Below are 21,927 nucleotides of genomic sequence, written 5' to 3' on the forward strand. Positions count from 1 at the left end.
TGTATGAAAACTAAAATATTAACTTTCCCATTACGTCTTTCAGTTATCGTTTTAATTTTCGGAGCATTATTTAAAATTATGCATTGGCCTTTTGCTAATAACTTAATGTTAATAGCTGCTATTTCATTAGCTATATTATACACTATTCGTTTTATTAGTAAACCGATTAAATTTTTATTAGACTATGTAAAATTAGCTTTAGTCTTAGTTTGGGTTTTTAACTATTTGGTTGGTGCTTTTCATATTTTTTATGTGCCTTATCTTTTTCAAACACTCTTATTAATTCTTTTTATTTATTGGTTTATTGTTGAAGGACCAGTTTATATTAAAAATAGAAAATTTACGAAGAATAGATTTCTAAAAGTATTTTATAAAATTTTAATAGCATTAACTGCTTTTATGGTCTTTTTCGGTCTGCTATTTAAAATTCAACATTGGCCTTATGGATCTTTACTGTTTGTTTTAGGAATTCTGAGTCTTAATATCTTACTATTTTTAGATTATTTTTTAATAGATAGAAGCCAGTTAGAAAAAGCATAATTTCTCAAAAAAATTATAATTTAAACATAAAAAAGCCTCTAAGAAAACTTAGAGGCTTTTTGAGGTGTCGAGCGGATTCGAACCGCTGTAGATGGTGTTGCAGACCACTGCCTAGCCGCTCGGCCACGACACCCTATATTTTTGTAAATAGGATTCTCAATTATTTATTGAGAGCGCAAATATAAAAATTATATATGGTATTGCCTAAATAGCTTTACTTTTTTCTTTTCTGACTTATTTTTATACTAACCATCTCAACATCACCACCTATCGGAGGATTTATTTTACTCACTGTAACTGTAGCCTTAGTAATTAATGATTCTTCAACAAAAACACGGTTCAAAATACGTTTAGCAACCGTTTCTAAAAGCTTAGAAGGAATAGCCATTTCTTCCCTCACAATTTTATTTAGTAAAACATAATCTACAGTATCGCTTAATTCATCAGATACCGCTGATTTTTGCAAATTAGCTTTAACTTCAATATCTACTTTATAATCACTTCCAATTGCGGTTTCTTCTTTTAAGCAACCATGGTTAGCGAAGACTCTTATATTTTCTACTTTTATCATTCCCATGCTGCAAAAGTAATATTAAGTTGAATTATAAGGAATTTCTTAGTGTATTTTAATTCGTCAAGAAATCAAATATATTACTTAATCCACTAGTTTTTGTTTTGTAAAACTCTGTATAACTACATTTTTTACAAGTAACTGAGGTGAATTTTTTATTCTGTACATCAAATATTTTAGAAAAAGTACCACCAGTAGCTCTCATTTCACCTGTTTCATAAGTAGTATTATCGCATTTTACACATTTGTAATTCATAATATATTTAAATTATTGTTTCATACTATGAGTATAAAAAAGTGCATAAATGTTACATTTTGTTTAATTTTACAATCGATTTATAGAACTAGGATATTATATAATCTGTATTTCCTAATACCCAAGACATGTCAGAAGAAACAAAAGCGCTCAATTTTATTGAGCATATTATAGAAGAAGATTTAGCTAATGGTTTAGCAAAAGATAAACTTCGATTCCGTTTTCCACCAGAACCTAATGGTTATTTACACATTGGTCATACTAAAGCCATTGGTATTAGTTTTGGATTAGGGGAAACGTATAATGCACCTGTAAATTTAAGATTCGACGATACTAACCCTTCAAAAGAAGAACAAGAGTACGTAGATGCTATTAAAAAAGACATTGCTTGGTTAGGTTATCAATGGGAAAATGAACTGTATTCTTCAGATTATTTTCAGAAGTTATACGATTGGGCTATTCAAATGATAAAAGATGGTAAGGCTTATGTAGACAGCCAAACTTCTGAAGAAATAGCCGAACAAAAAGGAACACCTACGCAAGTGGGTAAAAATAGTCCGTATAGAGATCGTAGTATTGAAGAAAATCTAGATTTATTTACTCGTATGAAAGCTGGCGAATTTCCTGCTGGTACACATATTCTTCGTGCTAAAATTGACATGGAAAGTCCAAATATGTTAATGCGAGATCCTATGATGTATCGTATTATGTTTGAGCATCATCATAGAACAGGTGATGATTGGTGTATTTATCCAATGTACGATTGGACGCATGGTGAAAGTGATTATATAGAACAAATTTCACATTCATTATGTTCTTTAGAATTTAAACCACACAGAGATCTTTATGATTGGTTTAAGGAAAATGTTCATGTTTATGCAAAAGATGAATTTCCTATGATGCCAAAACAGCGAGAATTTGCACGTTTAAACTTGAGTTATACCATAATGAGTAAACGTAAATTATTGCGTTTAGTTGAAGATAAATTTGTTTCGGGTTGGGATGATCCGCGTATGCCAACGATTTCTGGTTTACGTCGTCGTGGTTACACACCAAATTCTATCCGTCAGTTTATAAAAAAAGTAGGTGTTGCTAAGCGCGAAAATGTAATAGATGTTTCTTTATTAGAATTCTGTATTCGTGAAGATTTAAACAAATCTGCCAATCGTGTGATGGCTGTTTTAGATCCTATAAAAGTTGTAATTACTAATTATCCTGAAGATAAAGAGGAATGGTTAGACGCTGAAAATAATCAGGAAGATGCTACTTCCGGATTTAGAAAAGTACCTTTTTCAAGAGAAATTTATATTGAAAAAGATGATTTTAAAGAAGAAGCTGGAAGTAAATATTTTAGATTAAAACTTGGTGGTGAAGTAAGACTAAAAAATGCTTACATCATTAAAGCGAATAGCGTAGTTAAAGATGAAAATGGTGAGATTACCGAAATTCATTGTACATACGACGAGGATACCTCTAAAAAAGTAAAAGGAACCTTACATTGGGTTTCTATAAAACATGCTATTGAAGCTGAAATTAGAGAATACGATCGTTTGTTTATGCACGAGTCACCAGATAGTGATAAAGACAAAGATTTTATGGAACTTTTAAATCCGAAATCTTTAACTGTAAAAACGGCTTATTTAGAACCAAGTTTAGCAGATGTTAAAGTAGGAGAGCAGTTTCAATTTCAACGTCTAGGATATTTCAACGTAGATAATGATTCTAAAGCCGAAAAATTAGTTTTTAATAAAACGGTAGGCTTAAGAGATAGTTGGGAAAAAATAAAACCAAAACCTCAAAATAATCAAACTCAAAATAAGCCGCAACAGCAACAACAAAAACGTCCTGCTTTAAGTGTTATTCAGCAATTGGGTAAAAAATACACCAATTTACCTGAAGAAAAACAAGCAAAGTCTAAAGCAGAGATACAAACGTTAGCCAATGATGTTGCTTACGATGATTTAGAGCCTTTATTTGGTACTGCTGTAAAAAAAGCAGGTACTCGTATCGCAACTTTAATTGCGTTAAAAGTATTGCTTAAAAATGGCTTAGAAAGAAATGAAACTATTAATGAGTTTATAGAGAAAGCTAAAGAAGATAAAAATGAATTGTTAGTAGCTGAGGCTTCAGAGATTTAACATTTTATTGAGAGAGATTGGTTGTATAATTTCTTAAGTTAAAGTTAACACTTTAAAATTATGAAACATACAGCTATACTTACAGAAATCTCAACGGTTACAAGAGACATTGAAGAAAATTATCCTGAGCTTCAAAAATATTTAGGTGAAACTAGAAGTACATTACCAAAAGGTGATAATTCTGATGGAAGTTTAAATAAAGAAGATTTAGAAAATTATCTAAATGAATTAAAAGAGATGATTGAGAAATATAAAAAGGAACATTAAATCCGTTCTTTTCAATTCATAAAAAAACCTCATAATTATTAGTTATGAGGTTTTTTTATAAATACAAATTAACAATTGTTGCTATACATATTTAGCAATTAATCATTTGCTTCATCTAGCTTTTTTTTGTTTTTCATGGCTTCACCAATTTGGTTACTTGCTGTAAAACTCGCCACCATATCATTTAACATTTGGCTTCCTGCTTGTGGTGAATTTGGTAAAAGAATTAAATTACTATTGGTTTCTTGCCCTATAGCTTGTAAAGTATCATAATGTTGCGTTACAACGATTAAAGCAGATGCTTCTTGAGAATTGATACCAACACGATTTAAAACATCTACAGACTCTTCTAAACCACGTGCAATTTCGCGACGTTGGTCTGCAATACCTTGTCCTTGTAAACGTTTGCTTTCTGCTTCTGCTTTGGCTTTTTCTACAATTAAGATACGTTGTGCATCTCCTTCATATTGCGCTGCTGTTTTTTCTCTATCTGCCGCATTAATACGGTTCATTGCTATTTTTACCTGTGGATCTGGATCAATATCAGTCACTAAAGTTCTAATAATATCAAAACCATAATCCATCATAGCATCATTTAATTCTGCTTTTACAGCTAATGCAATATCATCTTTCTTTACAAAAACATCATCTAATTTCATTTTTGGTACTTCAGCACGCACCACATCAAATACATAAGATGTAATTTGATCATGCGGATAATCTAACTTATAAAACGCATCATAAACACTTTCTGTTACTACTTTGTATTGTACAGAAACTTTTAGTTTTACAAAAACATCATCTAAAGTTTTAGTCTCAATAATAACATCTAATTGTTGAATCTTTAAACTTAATTTTCCTGCAATTTTATCTACAAATGGAATTTTAAGCTGTAATCCAGAATGTCTAATACTGTTAAATTTACCAAAGCGTTCTATAATCGCTGCAGTTTGTTGTTTCACTACAAAAAAGGACAAGCCTAAAGCGACAAGAGCAATAAATATTATAAAAAATCCAAAAAAGTTACCCATAACATGATTTTATTTAAAAGTTAGTACTACAAGATACGAAATGTTAAGTTGGTTTAACTTGGTTTTTTAGTAATCCTTATCAATCTGTAAATCAATAAGGATTACATCTTATTAAAACCGTTCTATGAGATACTTTTTATTAAATTTTCAATGCGTTTTACCGTTTCAGCTTTCCCAATCATATACATAATATCAAAAACATCAGGACCTTGTAAAGCGCCAACAAGTGCTAATCTTAAAGGCATCATTACTTTTCCAAATCCTATTTCGTTATCTGTAATCCAACCTTTAATGTTAGTTTGTAGGTTTTCGACTGTAAAATCTTCTGTGTTATTAACAAGTTCAATAACTTTATTTAATACGTCTTCAGTTCCTTCTTTTAAGGCTTTTTTAGAAGCTTTTTCATCAAAAGAAGTTGGTGTTATAAAGAAAAAATGACTCAAGTTCCAAAAATCACTTACAAAAGTGGCACGTTCTTTAATTAAACCTACTGCTAAAGCGATGAAATTCACATCCATTTCAGCCAATTCTGGTTGCATGGTTTTAAACTGTTCAGCTAAATGTAAATCTAATTGTTGTTGCATGTAATGGTGATTAAACCATTTGGTTTTATCCGGATCAAAACGTGCACCTGCTTTATGTACTTTTTCTAATTCAAAATCAGAAACTAATTGTTCTAAGTTAAAAATTTCTTGTTCTGTACCTGGATTCCATCCTAAGAAAGCTAAGAAATTAACGACAGCTTCAGAGAAATAACCATCTTCTTTATAACCTCTAGAAACCGTTCCGTCTGGTGCAGTATATTCTAATGGAAATACAGGGAAACCTAATTTATCACCATCACGCTTGCTTAATTTTCCTTTTCCTGTTGGTTTTAAAATTAATGGTAAATGTGCAAATTCTGGTGCATCCCAACCAAAAGCATCATATAATAATTTGTGTAAGGCTAAAGATGGTAACCATTCTTCACCACGAATAACATGTGTAATTTCCATTAAATGGTCATCCACAATATTCGCTAGGTGATAGGTTGGCATCCCGTCACTTTTAAACAACACTTTATCATCTAAAATATTAGTATAAATTTTAATTGTTCCTCTAATAATATCTTTTAAAATTAAATTTTCGTCTTGTGGCGATTTAAAACGAATTACATAATCATCACCAGCTTCAATCTTAGCTTGTGTTTCTTTAGGTGTTAATACCAAAGAATTAATTAAGTGTCCTTTTTCACGGTTATGCCAGTTGTAGATAAATGTTTTTCCTTCAGCTTCGTTAGCTTTTCTTTCTGCATCTAATTGTTCTGCAGTATCAAAAGCGTAATAAGCATTTCCGCTAGCTATTAAATCGTCAGCATATTGTCTATATAAATGCTTACGTTCACTTTGTCTGTAAGGACCAAATTTTTCATTCTTTCCTGGACCTTCATCAAAAGGCATTCCACACCAATCTAAAGATTTTATAATGTATTCTTCTGCGCCTTCAACAAAACGGTTTTGATCGGTATCTTCAATTCTAAGAACAAAATCACCACCATGTTTTTTGGCAAATAAATAGTTGAATAAAGCGGTTCTCACACCACCAATATGTAAAGGTCCTGTAGGACTTGGTGCAAAACGCACTCGTACTTTTTGAGACATAACAGAATATCGTAATTGTTTGTGAATCTGAATTTATTTCAGAATATCGTGCAAAGATAAAATTATAGCAGTTAAGTAGGAAGTGTGATGCACTAAGTTTTTTAGATGTGATTAAAATTAGACTCGTTAATTATTCGATTATTTGATGGTTTCAATTAAATACGATTGTATTTCAGCTCTATTTAACACCAAAAAGGCTTATTATTAACAGAATCTTACCAATTTTGCAGTAATTGCAATAAAAATAAAATTGTAGTTTAGTCAGTTAGAATAATATATGAGCAATTTTGAAACCATAAAACACAAACTAGAAGAATTTATTAAAAGGTATTATACCAATGAATTACTCAAAGGTGCTATTCTTTTTTTCGCCATTGGTTTGTTGTATTTAATAATTACTTTGCTTGTAGAATATGTTTTTTGGTTGAGTCCTACGGCCAGAACTATTTTATTCTGGGTCTTTATATTAGTAGAATTAGGACTCTTTGTAAAGTTTATCGCTATTCCGTTATCTCATTTATTCAAACTAAGAAAAGGTATTAATTTTGAAACGGCTTCTAAATTAATAGGAAATTATTTTCCTGAAGTTAATGACAAATTATTAAATGTCCTTCAACTTAATGAAAGCGTTCAACATTCAGATTTATTATTAGCGAGTATAGAGCAGAAATCTTTAGAATTACAGCCCATTCCTTTTAAAACTGCTGTAAATTTTAAATCGAATACAAAATATCTAAAATATGCAGCTATACCTGTTGCTATTTTATTATTATCTTATGTAAGCGGTCAAATCAATTGGTTTAGTGATAGTTATGAACGTGTTGTAAATTATAAAACAGCTTATGAACCACCTGCACCTTTTCAGTTTTTTGTTTTAAATGAATCGCTTCAAGCTGTAGAAAATAAAGATTTTAAATTACAAGTATCTACTGCAGGGAACGTTATACCTGAGAATGCACAAATAAAATTTAATGGTCAGTCTTATTTTCTGCAACAAGTAAGTCCTGGTAATTTTCAATATACATTTAGTTTACCAAAAGATGCTGTAGAATTTACACTAACGGCTAATGATGTAACGTCTATACCTTATGAACTTACAGTTGTAAATACACCAAACCTTGTTAATTTTGATATGGTTTTAGATTACCCTTCACATACTAAAAAACAAGATGAAGTGTTGAAAAGTACAGGTTCTGCTGTAATACCAGAAGGAACAAAAGTAACATGGAAAGCAAAAACGAAAGCAACTACAAGTGTTCATATTTATGCAGAAGACACTTTGAGTTTTAAATTAAATTCTGACGATAATTTTGAAGCTTCTAAACAACTTTATAAAAATTATAATTATAGCATTACTACTAGTAATGAAGATTTAACAGATTACGAGAATTTAGCTTATAACATTAATGTGGTAAAGGATATTTATCCTGAGTTACATATTAAGGTTCAAAAAGATTCTATAGATCAACAAAGTTTATATTTTTTCGGACAAGCCAATGATGATTATGGTTTAACCAAATTACAATTGGTGTATTATCCAACAGAAGATGAATCAAAAAAAGTGGTTTCACCAATTTCAATCTCTAATTCTAATTTTAGCGAATTTGTAAGTGCTTTTCCAAATCAATTAAATTTAGAAGAAGGAGTGAGCTATCAACTTTATTTTGAAGTTTTCGATAATGACGCAATTCATAATTATAAGCGCACAAAAAGTTCAACGTTTAGTTATCGTAAATTAACAAAAGACGAAGAAGAGCAGAAACAATTAAATGAGCAAAGTGAAACGATAAAGGATATCAGTAAAACTTTTGATAAACTTGAAGAGCAAGATAAGAAGCTTGAGGAATTATCTAAAACTCAAAAAGAAAAAGAAAGTCTTAATTTTAATGATAAAAAGAAATTTGAAGATTTCTTAAAACGTCAAAAAAATCAAGAACAGTTGATGAAAAATTTCAACAAAAAGCTTCAAGATAATTTAGAAGAATTTCAAAAGGACGACAAGAAAGACGATCAATTCAAAGAAGATTTAAAAGAACGTTTAAAAGAAAATGAAGCGCAACTTAAAAAAGATGAAAAGCTTTTAGATGAACTTGAAAAATTAAACGATAAAATCAACAAAGAAAAATTCACGCAAAAACTTGATGAATTAGCCAAGCAAAACAAAAATAAGAAACGAAGCATGCAACAGCTTTTAGAATTGACTAAACGTTTTTATGTCATGAAAAAAGCAGAGAAAGTTTCTAAAGAATTAAAAACGTTATCAGAGAAACAAGAAGAACTTTCTGATAAGAAGAATGAAAATACAAAAGAAGCTCAAGAAAAACTAAATCAAGAATTCGAGAAACTTCAAAAAGATCTTGATGAACTTAAAAGAGAAGATAGACAACTTCAAAAATCTGTAGATATTCCTAGAGATGAATTTTTAGAGAATGAAATCAATCATGATCAAAAGGAAGCGAAAGAAGCCCTAGAAGAAAAAGAAAAGGACCACGGTGAAGAAAAGTCTATTGAAGCCAATGAAAAGCAGGAAAAGGCTAAAAAACAGCAAAAGAAAGCTGCTAAGAAGATGAAGCAAATGGCAGAGATGATGGATCAAGCAATGTCTGGTGGAGGCGGTGGCGGTGATCAACAATCTGAAGATATTGATACTTTACGTCAAATATTAGAGAATTTACTGAGTTATTCATTTGATCAAGAGGAACTTATGAATACTTTTGATCGTTTAGATGTCAATAATAACAATTACGGTAAGTATATTATAGAACAAAATAATCTTAGAGAACATTTTGAACATATTGATGATAGTTTATTTGCGTTATCATTAAGACAACCTAAAATATCTGAAAAGGTTAATTCAGAAATTTCAAATGTTTATTTCAATATAGATAAAGCTCTTAATGAATTTACAGAGAATAGAATTTACTCTGGTGTAAGTGCGCAACAATATGCTGTTACTGCAACTAATGAATTGGCTAATTTTTTAAGTGAAGTTTTAGATAATATGGAAATGTCCATGCAACCTTCAAAAGGACAAGGAAAAGGTGATGGAGAATCTTTACCAGATATTATTATGAGTCAAGAAGAGTTGAATAAACAAATGGAAGAGGGCGTAAAAAAAGAAGAAGGTAAAGAAGGTAAAGAGGGTAAGGAAGGTGAAGGAAAGAAACCTGGAGAAGAAGGTAAAGAAGGCGAACAAGGTGAAGGTGAAAAACCAGGTGATAAAGGAAAATCTGGAAAAGAAGGTGAGCAAGGAGAAAGTGGTGAAAATGGTAAATCTGGCCAAGAAGGAAAAAGTGGTGAAGGTGGAAAGTCTGGAGAAAACGGTGAAGGAGGTGAAGGTAGCCAAAATGGAAAAGAAGGTAAAAATGGCAAGGGTGGAAAGAATGGAAAAAATAAAGGTGAAGGCGAAAATGGAGAAGGAGAAGGTGAAAAAAATAATGGTTATGGAGAAGGCGGTAGTGAAGAACAAAATGGAGAGCTGTTTAAAATTTACCAACAACAACAACAATTAAGACAAGCTTTAGAAGATAGAATTTCTAAAGATGGAACAATCCAATCTGCAGGTCAATTAATAAAGCAAATGGAAGAGATTGAATTAGATTTATTAAACACAGGATTTACAAATCAGACACTTCAAAAAATGATGGATGTTCAGCATCAATTATTAAAAATGGAGAATGCTACATTTATGCAAGGTGAAGATACCAAACGTAAATCTGAAACAAACACTAAAGAGTTTTATCAGTCAAATTCAAATCAAATTGAAACAGCAAAACAATATTTCAATACAACCGAAATTTTAAATCGTCAAGCACTACCTTTGCAAGATTATTTTAAAAAGAAAATTCAAGAGTATTTTAAAGACACAGATGATTAGTTTTAATTACGAAACCGAGTTCAGTTTAGAACACACAGACCAAATTTCAGAATGGATTTCAAAAGCTATTACTGAAGAAAATTGTAAGGAAGGAGAAATCAATTATATTTTTTGTTCAGATGATTATTTACATAAATTAAATGTAGATTTTTTAGACCACGATACGTTAACAGATGTTATCAGTTTCGATTATTCTTTGGGTAAAGAATTACATGGTGATATTTATATTTCTGTAGATCGTGTAAAAGAAAACGCAGTAGATTTTAAAACCTTATTTAAAGACGAAATTTCTAGAGTCATTATTCATGGCGTTTTACATTATTGTGGTTACAAAGATAAGAATGATGAAGACGAAAAGATGATGCGTTCTAAAGAAGAATATTATTTAGCTAAGCGCAATTTTTAATTAATGCTTAGTTATGCTTTATTTCAATTTTTATTGAAGTTATAATTAAGCTAAAAATTATTAGTAAAACTCAAATCCTACGCTTGTAGGAATAAATTGTTCCACGTGGAACAAAATCAAAATAAATATGTTTAACGAAGTTTACGATGTTATAGTTGTAGGTGCTGGCCATGCTGGTAGTGAAGCTGCCGCTGCTGCTGCAAATATGGGTAGCAAAACATTATTAATTACAATGAACCTTCAGAACATTGCACAGATGTCTTGCAATCCTGCAATGGGAGGAATTGCAAAAGGACAAATTGTAAGAGAGATTGATGCGCTTGGAGGTTATAGCGGAATTGTTTCAGATACGTCTGCAATTCAATTTAAAATGTTGAATAAATCTAAAGGGCCTGCAATGTGGAGCCCAAGAGTTCAAAGTGACAGAATGCGTTTTGCAGAAGACTGGAGAATGCTTCTTGAAGGAACTGAGAATTTAGATTTTTATCAAGAAATGGTTTCTGGATTATTAGTCGAGAATCATAAAGTTGTTGGTGTAAAAACATCACTCGGGGTTGAAATTAAATCGAAATCTGTTGTACTTACTAATGGTACTTTTTTGAATGGTTTAATTCATATTGGTAATAAGAATTTTGGTGGAGGTAGAGCAGGTGAAAGAGCAGCAACCGGAATCACAGAACAGCTTGTGAATTTAGGTTTCGAATCTGGAAGAATGAAAACAGGAACACCACCTAGGGTTGATGGAAGATCTCTAGATTTTTCTAAAATGGTAGAACAACCTGGTGATGAACATCCAGACAAATTCTCTTATTTAGATATTACAAAACCATTGACAAAACAACGTTCTTGTCATATGTCTTATACAAGCGAATTGGTGCACGATTTACTTCGTGAAGGCTTTGATAGATCGCCAATGTTTAATGGTAGAATTAAAAGTGTTGGACCACGATATTGTCCTTCAATAGAAGATAAGATTAATCGCTTTGCAGATAAAGATAGACATCAATTATTTGTAGAACCTGAAGGTTGGAATACTTGTGAATATTATATTAATGGTTTCTCTACATCGTTACCAGAAGATGTTCAATTTAAAGCATTGCGTTCTGTTGTTGGTTTTGAAAATGTAAAATTCTTTAGACCTGGTTATGCAATTGAATACGATTATTTTCCGCCTACACAGTTAAAGCATACTTTAGAAACTAAGCTAGTTGAAGGCTTGTATTTTGCAGGACAAATTAATGGTACTACAGGATATGAAGAAGCAGCTTCTCAAGGTTTAATGGCGGGTATTAATGCAAGTTTAAAAGTGCAAGAAAGGGATGCTTTTACTTTACAAAGAGATGAAGCTTATATAGGTGTTTTAATAGATGATCTAATCACAAAAGGTACTGAAGAGCCTTATAGGATGTTTACGTCAAGAGCTGAATATAGAACGCTTTTAAGACAAGATAATGCTGACTTTAGATTAACACCTAAAGGTTATGATTTAGGTTTAGCGTCTAAAAAACGTTTAGACCGTATGGAAGAAAAGCAATCTAAATCTCATGCGTTTGTACAGTTTTTTAGAGATACAAGTGTAACGCCTGAAGAAGCAAATTCGGTCTTAGAAGCTAAGAATTCATCACCGGTTAAACAGCAAGATAAGATGTTTAAATTGTATGCTAGACCGAATATTACTATCGATGATGTTAGGCAATTTAAAGCTGTTAATGATTATGTTTTGGCTAATAAATTAGATCAAGAAATGATTGAACAAACAGAAATTCAAGTCAAATATGCAGGCTATATTGAGAAGGAAAAGAACAATGCAGATAAGCTTAATAGACTCGAAAATTTAAAAATTCCAGCTGGTTTTGATTATTCAAAATTGAAATCTATGAGTATAGAAGCAAGGCAAAAATTAGCAAAAATAGAGCCGGTTACCATATCTCAAGCATCAAGAATTAGTGGTGTTTCACCTAATGATATTTCTGTTTTATTGGTTTATTTAGGTCGATAATTAATGTTGTATTAGTAGTTTTTTGATATTATTATCTCGATGTTTCACGTGGAACATCGAGATAATAATATCATATTTATTCCTTATTTATACTTTGAAACGAGTTTTTTCATTCTTTTTTTTATTCTTTTTAAAGTGTTTTAAAGCTTCTTTATTTTAATTATTTCTTCTTGAAATTGGCGTGATTTAGTTTAAAAAACAACTTTTAAACATAAGATTTGTAGCTTTGAATAGATGCTTTATTTTGTGTTTTTTATTGTTATTAATAGTTTTAAAATTAAAATTTAAGCTGTTTATTTTAGTTGTTTTTAAATTTAAAGCTTGTGTTGTTTTTAAAAAGAGATAGTTTTTGTGTGCTTTTTTTGGTGATATTTTTTCTATAAAGTAAAAAAGATACATTGTTTTATAGTATAGAAAACTAAAAAATAGTGTCTATTTTTAGGTTAATTATAACGTTACACGAAGAATAATGTGTGTAGTTTTTAATATGTTTTCAGCCTTTTTAATTTTAAATATGTACTGAAATAGTAGGTAAGGTTTGGTTTAAATTATCAATATTAATACTATTTAAAAGTAAATTTCACTTGTTTTTAAAGTAGTATTGGTATCTAAATCTTATACTTTTGTTGTTTTAGTTAGTGTGTTTTATTTAAAATAAACTAAAAGATCGTATTGTTTTATAAGATTAAATACAGAAACATATTGTCTTTTTCTACTCAATTAAAATGTTGTACGTGGAACAATGTGTGTTTTTTTAATATGTTTTCAGCCTTTTTTATTTTAAATATGTACTAAAATAGTAGGTTAGGTTTGGTTTAAATTATCAATATTAATACTTTTTAAAAGTAAATTTTATTGATTTTTTAAGTTGTTTAATATTAGATTTATTCATTTTGTTGCGCTAAAATAGTTTGATTTAGATTAATAAAATGGAATAAATAAATTCCATTTTGTGATTTTAATCTCCTTGTATTTTATTAACGCTTCTAAAAAAAAGAAAATTACAGGACTACTTTGTTATTTTTTTTAGATCATTAAGTCTTAAATTAGAAAATAATATATAATAAATAAGAGTCTTTTTTATAAGATTTAGATTTAAAACGATAATATATAATTCTACTTTTGTCTTAAGATTAAAAATTAATAGGCTTCAATTTCATTAAAATTTAATAATATTCAAACATTTTATACTCGTGATAAAAAATAAATCAACATACATTACTTTAAAAGATCATTCTGTTTCTAAGGAAGAATTCCAGTTATTATATAATAACGAATTAGATATGTTAGTGACTTTTCCGGAACCTAAAGGCGAAAAGTTGTCTGCGTATTATAAAAGTGAAAACTACATTTCGCATACAGATACTAAGCGTAATTTGTTAGAATATGCCTATCATTATGTGAGAGTAATTTCTCTAAAACGTAAACTAAAACTGATTAATTCGTTTCAATCTGAGTCTAAAACACTTTTAGATATTGGTTGCGGAACTGGTGATTTTTTACAAACAGCATTAAAAGGAGGGTGGAAGATTACAGGAATTGAACCTGATAAAAAGGCAAGAACAATCGCTAATTCAAAAACAAATGATACAGTTTTTGAACCAAAAGTCTTAGAGAGTTTTGAACCAAACTCTTTTGATGTTATTACGCTTTGGCATGTTTTAGAACATTTACCTGATTTAGAAAAACAAACGGCATTATTTAAATCCCTTTTAAAGCCGAATGGTACTTTAGTTATTGCTGTTCCTAATTATAAAAGTTATGATGCGGAATACTATAAAAACTTTTGGGCTGCTTATGACGTGCCGAGACATCTTTGGCATTTTTCAAAAACATCGATTTCAGAATTATTTAAAAAAGAAAATATGAAATTGGTTAAGACTTTACCAATGAAATTTGATGCGTATTATGTCTGTTTACTTTCTGAAAAATACAAATCCGGATTTATGAATCCTTTTAAAGCTTTTTGGATAGGTTGGCGCTCAAATCGTAAAGCAAGCCAAAATAATGAGTATTCTTCGCTTATTTATGTGTTAAAAAAGGTTAATTCTTGATTTAATGAGCACTAATTACTGATTTAGATTGTAAATGTGTTATTGTAAAGGGTTTTTTTTAAAACCTCTTAAAACACTTTATTTAAGCTTGTTTTTAATTGATTAAATTAATGGAGGTGATTAAATTCAATAGAAAATAGCAATAGTTAAATAATTTACCCAAATCACAATCTAACTTTTATACATTTGTAAAAATTAATTTTAATATACATCATGAAGAGAATATTTTTAAGCTTAGGCGTATTAGTTGTTTTAGCATCTTGTGCTCAACCAGAAAAAACAGGTTTTGTAAATAATTCTGAACTAATTAATGATTATCAAGGAAAGTTAGATATTGAAGATAAATATCAAGCTAGAGATGAAGCTACAAAAAAGAAAAGTGATAGTCTTGGGCAAGCTTATCAAAAAGAAGTAGCTCAGTTGCAGCAAAAATTAGCTGGTATGTCAGAACAACAACAACAACAAGCTGCACAACCATTTCAACAAAAATGGCAAATGATAGAGCAGCAAATGAAAGCTGACCAGCAAACATTTCAAACAGAATTTCAAACTGAAATAGATTCTTCTATTGTTGAAGTTGTAGATTTTGTAAAAGATTATGCAGAAACTAACGGATATTCTTACATTTTTGGTACTAGTGATGCTTCTAGAAGCGTTATGTATGGTAAAGAAACAAATGATTTAACTAAAGAAGTTCTTGAGGCGCTTAATGCATCTTATAAGGAGAAAAAATAGTACTCAATTTTAGGGTTGGATATAAAAAAGTCAAGCTATGAAGCTTGACTTTTTTTATGCAATAATCTAGTGAGTTTTATAGATAAATCGGTTAAAATAATCTTAGAATTACCGTTTCGTTCTATATGATATATAGCATCTTGTAGTTCTGATGATATTTCCATTATGTTACCGTCATGAACAAAAGGTGCAAATTTTTCTAACTTAAAATCTTCTGATTTTGGTTCTAAATAAACCAATTCTTTAGCATTATAATTCAATAATAAGGCTTGTCTAAAGTAATTAAGGCAAAAGCTTAAAAATTTCTTCTGTGTTTCACGTCCTGTTTTAGCAATGTCTTCAGACCATGAAATTAAATCGTGAATAGCAGCTTTGTTTCCTCGTGCTTTAAAAGCAGAACGTACCCAAAGTACAAACCATTTTTCAAACTGAATATCCTCACTATCATTATAGATAAGGTCGCAAGCTTTGTTGTAATTTCCATTAGATTGTTGTGCTATTTTTATAGCAACAGCTTCTTCTATATGGTAGTTTTTTATTAGCCCTTCTACAATAGCTTCTTCAGCTAAAGGTGGGAAATGTAATATCTGACAACGGGATTTTATAGTGTTAATAATCTGTCCTTCGTCTTCTGTAATAAGAATAAATACTGTTTTTTCTGGTGGTTCTTCAATAAGCTTTAAAAGCTTGTTAGCACTTGCGGTGTTCATCTTTTCAGCCATCCAGATAATCATCACTTTATGTCCGCCTTCAAAAGATTTTAATGTAAGTGATTTAACGACTTCTAAAGCTTCTTCAACACCAATTTGCCCTTGTTTGTTATCAACGCCTAAAAGCTTGTACCAATCAAAGAGATTTCCGTAAGGCTGTTGGTCTAATAGTTGCCGCCATTCTTCTAAATAATATTTAGAAACAGGTTTGCTTTTTACCTTATCACTTGTTGTAACAGGAAAAGCAAAATGCAAATCGGGATGCGAGAAGTTTTTAAACTTTATATTACAAGAATCTTTTCCGCCAGTATTTTCACCATTGGTATTATTACATAAAATGTACTGTGCGTAAGCTAATGCCATTGGTAATGTGCCAGAGCCTTCTGCGCCAACAAATAGCTGTGCGTGTGCAATTCTGCCTCCGTCAACACTTGTTGTAAGGTGATTTTTTATGTGTTTTTGACCTAAAACTTCAGAAAATAACATGGTTTTGATTCTATTATGTTTTACCTCTTAATTGAGGTCTTTTATTACAAGATTTTTCACGTCTTATATGGAACAAATTTAAATTAAACGTTAAATTCAAATTCTATTCGATATTAAGCAAAACTATATAAAATATTTATGTTTCTAATCTTTATATTTGTGTTATAAAATATATATCATGAAAACATTAAATGACTTTAATTTTAAAGATAAAAAAGCATTAATCAGAGTTGATTTTAACGTGCCGTTAAATGATAAGTTTGAAGTAACTGATGCTACGAGAATTGTATCGGCAAAACCGACAATTATTAAAATTTTAGAAGACGGAGGAAGCTGCGTTTTAATGTCGCATTTAGGACGACCAAAAGGTGTTCAAGATGAATTTTCATTAAAGCATATTGTTCCTAAAATCGAAGATATTTTAGGTGTTGAAGTAAAATTTGCTAGCGATTGTGTTGGTGCAGAGGCAGAAGAAAAAGCAGCAGCTTTAAAACCTGGTGAAATTTTATTACTCGAAAATTTACGTTTTCACGAAGAAGAAAAGAAAGGTGATAAAGATTTTGCTGAGAAATTATCAAAATTAGGAGATATATACGTTAATGATGCTTTTGGTACAGCGCATAGAGCACATGCTTCTACAACAATTGTAGCTGAGTTTTTTCCGGAAGCTAAATGTTTTGGTCTTCTTTTAGCTAAAGAAATTGAAAGCATTAAAAAAGTAATGGAAGATGGTGAAAAACCAGTTTTAGCAGTACTTGGTGGTGCTAAAGTTTCTTCAAAAATTACAGTAATTGAGAATATTTTAGACAAAGTAGATCACTTAATTATTGGTGGAGGTATGACATTTACTTTCATTAAAGCTCAAGGTGGAAAAATTGGTAATTCTATTTGTGAAGATGATAAAATGGAATTGGCTTTAGATATTTTAAAGCAAGCTGAAGCAAAAGGTGTTAAAATACATTTACCTGTAGATGTTGTTGCTGCTGATGATTTTAGCAATACTGCAAATACACAATTTTGTGATGTTACAAATATTCCTGATGGTTGGGAAGGTGTAGATGCTGGTCCAAAATCTATCGAGATTTTTGATACTGTTGTCAACCAATGTAAAACGATTCTTTGGAACGGACCTTTAGGTGTTTTTGAAATGGAAAGTTTTGCAAAAGGAACAATCGAATTAGGAAACTCTATAGCAAAAGCAACCAAAAACGGAGCGTTTTCTTTAGTTGGTGGTGGAGATTCTGTTGCTGCTGTAAAACAATTCGGATTTGAAAACAAAGTAAGTTATGTAAGTACTGGTGGAGGTGCAATGTTAGAAAGTCTAGAAGGTAAAACTTTACCTGGTATTGCTGCAATATTAGATTAATATATGAGGTTGTTTAAATACATCTTCTTATTATTTTTCTTTTTTAGCTGTGATTCTGATGATACAACTTCTGAAGTAACAGATATAAGATATAAAGTGCTCTTAGATTATGATGGAGATCTCGTTTTCATAGGTGACCAAACAAATAAGGTGATTTTTGAAAGTAGCTCTTCTGAGTATTATTTGAGCATTTTAGGCTATTATAATAAAGTACAATCTAAACGGTTGTACTTTATTTCTAGAAGTGATTTTTATTCAGGTTTTAAGTTGAATTACATTGATTTACAAGACTTATACGAGAATAGAGATTACAACTATACAGTTCAATCTTCTGTTATTAATTTTGATGAAAATGATTATTTAATGTCTGGTGTCTTTATGGAATCAGAAAATAGATATCATTTTTTAGTTACTGAAGACGATTCAAATATTCTTTTAAAAACTTTTGAGAATGGATCGTTGGTAGAAACTCAGAATGTAACTTCAACCTTTGGTATTCCTAATTTTGGTATTGAAGGAATTAGTTATTTTCAAGCGTCTAATAAGTTAGTTATCATTCAAGATGTGTTTAATTCTTCAGCTCAAAAAACTATGATTATCGATTTAGATACGTTTAGTTTAGTAGAAGAACATACAAACTTTAATTACAACTTTTTTAAAGGGTTTGGTGATGCAGAACATCAATTCCTAATCGGAAGAAAAGAAATTAGCTATCAAGTCCATGAATATTTAACAGATTTACAAGGTGATTTAATTACTGATAATTCTGATACTTATACTTTTATAGGAAGTGCATCAATAGGTTACGATACTGAAGATAGTGCTTTTGAATATTTTATAGATGGAGATGGAAGAGAAGAAGTCGGAACAATAAATACCTTTACAGGTGAGTTATTACGGCAAGGTGTAGAAGGTGAGCCTCATTCTAGAAATTCCCCAATTTTTTATTTTAAACCTAATTAATCAATTCGATTAATTTAATAAACGATATTAAGCTATGCTACGCGTTATAGTATTATTTTTTTGTACAATTATTTTTAGTGCTCATCTTGTAGCACAAGTTAAAACGGATAGCATTGTAAAAACACCATCTGAGGTTAATAGAACTGAAGATGCGGTTTTAGATGGTAAGTTATTTAAAACTGAAGATAAGATTCATCCGATTAAAGATTCTTTAGATGTTAAAAATCTTTCAGACCTACCCGAAGCTGCAAAACTCGATGAAAAATGGTTAGAAGAATTATATAATAATTCACTTTTTGATACTATTTACAAATCAATAGCAGAAATGAATTACAAACCTGTGGATTACCCTGAACTTTCTACAGACACATTAAAGGCTAGATTAGAACGTTTAAACGCTAGAACTCCATTTAATGTAGAATATAACGAATCCTTAGAGAGTGTTATTAAAAGCTATTTAAAACACCGACGCAGATCGTTTGAAAAGTTAATAGGCTTAAGTCATTTTTACTTTCCAATGTTTGAACAAGAATTTGCGAATCATGATATTCCGTTAGAAATGAAATATCTAGCCATTGTAGAATCGGCTTTAAAACCAAGAGCAAGATCTAGAGTTGGTGCAACTGGTTTGTGGCAATTTATGTACGGAACAGGAAAAGAACACGGTTTAGAGGTGAGTAGTTATGTAGATGATCGTAGTGATCCTATAAAAGCAACAAAAGCAGCCGCTGAATATTTAAATCGAGTATATAGCATTTTTAATGATTGGGATTTAGCATTAGCAGCTTATAACTCAGGACCAGGAAATGTAAATAAAGCGATTAGAAGGTCTAACGGAGCTACAAATTACTGGAATATCCGTCATAATCTACCAAGAGAAACAGCTGGTTATGTACCTGCATTTTTAGCAACAATGTATATTTTTGAATATGCAGAGGAGCATGGTTTTAAGCCAGAACGCCCCGATTATCAGTTAATTGAAACAGATACGGTACACGTGAAACAAATGATCTCATTAAACCATGTGTCTGAAGCTACCGGTATAAATATTGAAGCATTACAGTTTTTAAATCCGGCTTATAAATTAGATATTATTCCAAAGGTAGAAGGAAAAACATATGTCTTAAGATTACCGCGTTCAGCAATTGGAACATTTGTCACTAACGAAGATCGTATTTATGCTTTTGCAAATGCAGAATTTAATAAGCGTGAAAAACCATTACCAGAACTTATTAAAGCAGATAGTAAGATTAGATATCGTGTACAAAGCGGAGATTATCTTGGTAAGATTGCAAGGAAATATGGCGTAAGAGTAAGTCAATTAAAGCAATGGAATGGCTTAAGAAGCAATAGTTTAAAAGTAGGACAACGTCTTACTATTTTCGCTAAGAATCATGGTGTTACTAAACCGGTACAAAAGCCTAAAAAAGTAATCAATACAGCAGGAAAACAAGTCTATAAAGTAGAGTCTGGAGATTCACTTTGGAGTATTGCTCAAAAGTTTCCTGGAGTTTCTGTTGATAATATTAAAGATTGGAACGATATTAGTGGTAATAAACTCAAAATAGGAATGACACTTGTAGTGTCTAAATAAAAAACCAACAAAAATTATAAATTATGAGAGCTTTTTGTACTGTATTATTTTGTGTATTGCTTGTAGCATGTGGAGATAAAAAGGAAAAAGACAACACTATTTATTTACCCGCTTCAAATGGAAATTTAAATACCATTTCTATAGTTGCAGATAATAATGTGTGGGATGGTGAAGTCGGAGAGGAGATAAGGAATATTTTTGCTGCGCCAGTAAATGGTTTACCAACAGAAGAGCCTTTATTTAATATGAAACAAATTCCTACTCAGGTTTTTGACGGATTTGCTGCACGAAGCAGAATAGTACTTAAAATTGAAAAAGGTAATGTAGAATCTACAACTAAAATTGTAAATAATCCCTTTGCTAAACCTCAAACAGTTGCTGTAGTTGGTGGTAAAACAAACCAAGATATCATAAGGGAATTAGAAGAGAATAAGGATAAAATTATTGATGCTTTTAATAAAGAAGAAGTTAACGAAAAATTAAGACGTATTAAGCTTTCTCCATTAACGGATAAGAACATAGAAGAGAAGTTAGGAATCTCTATGAGTATTCCTTCAGTTTATAATATCGCTAAGTCAGACGAAGATTTTTTCTGGCTTAGAAAGAATTTAAGTAATACTAAAACGATAGACCTAATGCTTTATACTGTACCAATGGAAACTATTTCTAAAGGCGATAGTGCAATTGTAGATATTGTAAAGATGAGAAACGATATTACAAAAACTAAAATACCAGGAGAAGATGGTATTTATATGGAGGTTGAAGATGCTTATGCGCCATCAATGTTTGAAACGATTATAGATAATAAGCCAGCATACGAAGTGAGAGGTATGTGGGTAATGAATGGTTTTACAATGGCAGGTCCATTTATCACTTATACCATTGAAGATAAAATTAATAACCGTTACATTGTAGCAGATGGGTATGTGTATGCACCTTCCTTAGAAAAAAGAGATTATATTTTTGAATTGGAAGCGATGATTAAATCGGTTAAGATTAAATAATAATTAAAACTTAAAACAAAAAGAGGCTATCTAAAATATATTTTAGATAGCCTCTTTTGTTTTCTTACAAGAGAAATAAAAGTATTATTCTTTCTCTTTAATATCTGTAGATTCTTCTTTGCTAGCGTCTTTAAATTCTTTAATTCCACTACCTAATCCTTTCATTAATTCAGGTATTTTTTTACCACCAAACAATAAAAGTATAGCAAGACCAATTATAACATATTGCCATGGTCCTATGAATAAAAATATATTATTGAAAATCATAATTTTAAATTTTAGACCACAAA

The 21,927-nt window shown here is 30.5% G+C and carries 18 protein-coding genes and 1 tRNA gene; 12 read left to right on the plus strand and 7 right to left on the minus strand.

Going from position 1 to position 21,927, the window contains the following annotated elements; all coding sequences use genetic code 11:
• Window positions 1–3 precede the first annotated feature (3 nt).
• Window positions 4–540: a GldL-related protein gene (locus tag HSX10_RS07695; RefSeq protein WP_173587627.1), complete on the plus strand. Its 537-nt coding sequence runs from the start codon at window positions 4–6 to the stop codon at window positions 538–540.
• 62 nt (window positions 541–602) lie between these two features.
• Here the strand turns inward: HSX10_RS07695 and HSX10_RS07700 are convergent.
• From HSX10_RS07700 to HSX10_RS07710, 3 genes are all read right to left on the minus strand, one after another.
• Window positions 603–673 (minus strand) — tRNA-Cys (locus tag HSX10_RS07700).
• A gap of 81 nt (window positions 674–754) precedes the next feature.
• Window positions 755–1,117, minus strand: coding sequence for a dihydroneopterin aldolase (folB, locus tag HSX10_RS07705; RefSeq protein WP_173587628.1), 363 nt, complete (start codon window positions 1,115–1,117; stop codon window positions 755–757).
• A gap of 49 nt (window positions 1,118–1,166) precedes the next feature.
• Window positions 1,167–1,367, minus strand: coding sequence for a zinc ribbon domain-containing protein (locus HSX10_RS07710; RefSeq protein WP_173587629.1), 201 nt, complete (start codon window positions 1,365–1,367; stop codon window positions 1,167–1,169).
• A gap of 128 nt (window positions 1,368–1,495) precedes the next feature.
• On the opposite strand from HSX10_RS07710, the gene HSX10_RS07715 reads away from it, so the two are divergent.
• A complete protein-coding gene (locus HSX10_RS07715; RefSeq protein WP_173587630.1) occupies window positions 1,496–3,505 on the plus strand; it encodes a glutamine--tRNA ligase/YqeY domain fusion protein in 2,010 nt (669 codons plus the stop codon).
• Window positions 3,506–3,565: 60 nt separating this feature from the next.
• Window positions 3,566–3,772 (plus strand): hypothetical protein, encoded by a 207-nt coding sequence (locus HSX10_RS07720; RefSeq protein WP_173587631.1) that lies wholly within the window; start codon window positions 3,566–3,568, stop codon window positions 3,770–3,772.
• Between the two features lie 98 nt (window positions 3,773–3,870).
• Here the strand turns inward: HSX10_RS07720 and HSX10_RS07725 are convergent, their stop codons facing one another.
• Window positions 3,871–4,803 carry an SPFH domain-containing protein gene (locus HSX10_RS07725; RefSeq protein ID WP_173587632.1) on the minus strand — a complete coding sequence of 311 codons (933 nt, stop codon included), beginning with the start codon at window positions 4,801–4,803 and terminating at the stop codon, window positions 3,871–3,873.
• A 122-nt stretch (window positions 4,804–4,925) separates the two neighbouring features.
• Window positions 4,926–6,443 carry a glutamate--tRNA ligase gene (gltX, locus tag HSX10_RS07730; RefSeq protein WP_173587633.1) on the minus strand — a complete coding sequence of 506 codons (1,518 nt, stop codon included), beginning with the start codon at window positions 6,441–6,443 and terminating at the stop codon, window positions 4,926–4,928.
• Window positions 6,444–6,720: 277 nt separating this feature from the next.
• On the opposite strand from gltX, the gene HSX10_RS07735 reads away from it, so the two are divergent.
• The 5 genes from HSX10_RS07735 (at window position 6,721) to HSX10_RS07755 (ending at window position 15,514) form a co-directional block, all read left to right on the plus strand.
• Window positions 6,721–10,320, plus strand: coding sequence for a DUF4175 family protein (locus HSX10_RS07735; RefSeq protein WP_173587634.1), 3,600 nt, complete (start codon window positions 6,721–6,723; stop codon window positions 10,318–10,320).
• Window positions 10,313–10,726: an rRNA maturation RNase YbeY gene (gene ybeY, locus HSX10_RS07740; RefSeq protein WP_173587635.1), complete on the plus strand. Its 414-nt coding sequence runs from the start codon at window positions 10,313–10,315 to the stop codon at window positions 10,724–10,726. The genes HSX10_RS07735 and ybeY overlap by 8 nt, the downstream gene beginning before the upstream one ends.
• A 127-nt stretch (window positions 10,727–10,853) precedes the next feature.
• Entirely contained in the window at window positions 10,854–12,725 is a 1,872-nt protein-coding gene (mnmG, locus tag HSX10_RS07745; protein WP_173587636.1) for a tRNA uridine-5-carboxymethylaminomethyl(34) synthesis enzyme MnmG, read from the plus strand.
• A 1,196-nt stretch (window positions 12,726–13,921) separates the two neighbouring features.
• Window positions 13,922–14,779, plus strand: coding sequence for a class I SAM-dependent methyltransferase (locus HSX10_RS07750; RefSeq protein ID WP_173587774.1), 858 nt, complete (start codon window positions 13,922–13,924; stop codon window positions 14,777–14,779).
• Between the two features lie 213 nt (window positions 14,780–14,992).
• Entirely contained in the window at window positions 14,993–15,514 is a 522-nt protein-coding gene (locus tag HSX10_RS07755) for an OmpH/Skp family outer membrane protein (RefSeq protein ID WP_173587637.1), read from the plus strand.
• A gap of 35 nt (window positions 15,515–15,549) precedes the next feature.
• On the opposite strand, the gene HSX10_RS07760 is transcribed toward HSX10_RS07755, so the two are convergent.
• The gene (locus HSX10_RS07760; protein WP_173587638.1) at window positions 15,550–16,710 is read right to left on the minus strand and encodes a DNA polymerase III subunit; all 1,161 of its coding nucleotides are present in this window, start codon (window positions 16,708–16,710) and stop codon (window positions 15,550–15,552) included.
• Between the two features lie 178 nt (window positions 16,711–16,888).
• Here HSX10_RS07760 and HSX10_RS07765 point away from each other — a divergent pair, with 178 nt between their 5' ends.
• From HSX10_RS07765 to HSX10_RS07780, 4 genes are read left to right on the plus strand one after another with little or no spacing between them, the layout of a single operon-like run.
• A complete protein-coding gene (locus tag HSX10_RS07765; protein WP_173587639.1) occupies window positions 16,889–18,076 on the plus strand; it encodes a phosphoglycerate kinase in 1,188 nt (395 codons plus the stop codon).
• A gap of 3 nt (window positions 18,077–18,079) precedes the next feature.
• Complete coding sequence (locus HSX10_RS07770) at window positions 18,080–19,039, plus strand: hypothetical protein (protein ID WP_173587640.1); 960 nt, start codon at window positions 18,080–18,082, stop codon at window positions 19,037–19,039.
• Window positions 19,040–19,073: 34 nt separating this feature from the next.
• Entirely contained in the window at window positions 19,074–20,633 is a 1,560-nt protein-coding gene (locus tag HSX10_RS07775) for a LysM peptidoglycan-binding domain-containing protein (protein WP_173587641.1), read from the plus strand.
• Window positions 20,634–20,656: 23 nt separating this feature from the next.
• On the plus strand, window positions 20,657–21,637 hold the full coding sequence (locus tag HSX10_RS07780) for a DUF4837 family protein (protein WP_173587642.1): 981 nt from the start codon (window positions 20,657–20,659) through the stop codon (window positions 21,635–21,637).
• Between the two features lie 84 nt (window positions 21,638–21,721).
• Here the strand turns inward: HSX10_RS07780 and HSX10_RS07785 are convergent, their stop codons facing one another.
• Entirely contained in the window at window positions 21,722–21,904 is a 183-nt protein-coding gene (locus tag HSX10_RS07785; protein WP_173587643.1) for a Sec-independent protein translocase subunit TatA/TatB, read from the minus strand.
• Window positions 21,905–21,927: the final 23 nt, after the last annotated feature.

The sequence above is a fragment of the Winogradskyella undariae genome (assembly GCF_013285155.1).
Taxonomy (GTDB): domain Bacteria; phylum Bacteroidota; class Bacteroidia; order Flavobacteriales; family Flavobacteriaceae; genus Winogradskyella; species Winogradskyella undariae.

Coding starts and splice junctions, on each gene's coding strand:
- gltX (WP_173587633.1), bottom strand. CDS start 6,443: ATGTCTCAAAAAGTACGAGTGCGTTTTGCACCAAGTCCTACAGGACCT.
- HSX10_RS07760 (WP_173587638.1), bottom strand. CDS start 16,710: ATGTTATTTTCTGAAGTTTTAGGTCAAAAACACATAAAAAATCACCTT.
- HSX10_RS07785 (WP_173587643.1), bottom strand. CDS start 21,904: ATGATTTTCAATAATATATTTTTATTCATAGGACCATGGCAATATGTT.
- folB (WP_173587628.1), bottom strand. CDS start 1,117: ATGGGAATGATAAAAGTAGAAAATATAAGAGTCTTCGCTAACCATGGT.
- ybeY (WP_173587635.1), top strand. CDS start 10,313: ATGATTAGTTTTAATTACGAAACCGAGTTCAGTTTAGAACACACAGAC.
- HSX10_RS07735 (WP_173587634.1), top strand. CDS start 6,721: ATGAGCAATTTTGAAACCATAAAACACAAACTAGAAGAATTTATTAAA.
- HSX10_RS07780 (WP_173587642.1), top strand. CDS start 20,657: ATGAGAGCTTTTTGTACTGTATTATTTTGTGTATTGCTTGTAGCATGT.
- HSX10_RS07770 (WP_173587640.1), top strand. CDS start 18,080: ATGAGGTTGTTTAAATACATCTTCTTATTATTTTTCTTTTTTAGCTGT.
- HSX10_RS07755 (WP_173587637.1), top strand. CDS start 14,993: ATGAAGAGAATATTTTTAAGCTTAGGCGTATTAGTTGTTTTAGCATCT.
- HSX10_RS07695 (WP_173587627.1), top strand. CDS start 4: ATGAAAACTAAAATATTAACTTTCCCATTACGTCTTTCAGTTATCGTT.
- HSX10_RS07765 (WP_173587639.1), top strand. CDS start 16,889: ATGAAAACATTAAATGACTTTAATTTTAAAGATAAAAAAGCATTAATC.
- HSX10_RS07775 (WP_173587641.1), top strand. CDS start 19,074: ATGCTACGCGTTATAGTATTATTTTTTTGTACAATTATTTTTAGTGCT.
- HSX10_RS07720 (WP_173587631.1), top strand. CDS start 3,566: ATGAAACATACAGCTATACTTACAGAAATCTCAACGGTTACAAGAGAC.
- HSX10_RS07710 (WP_173587629.1), bottom strand. CDS start 1,367: ATGAATTACAAATGTGTAAAATGCGATAATACTACTTATGAAACAGGT.
- HSX10_RS07725 (WP_173587632.1), bottom strand. CDS start 4,803: ATGGGTAACTTTTTTGGATTTTTTATAATATTTATTGCTCTTGTCGCT.
- mnmG (WP_173587636.1), top strand. CDS start 10,854: ATGTTTAACGAAGTTTACGATGTTATAGTTGTAGGTGCTGGCCATGCT.
- HSX10_RS07715 (WP_173587630.1), top strand. CDS start 1,496: ATGTCAGAAGAAACAAAAGCGCTCAATTTTATTGAGCATATTATAGAA.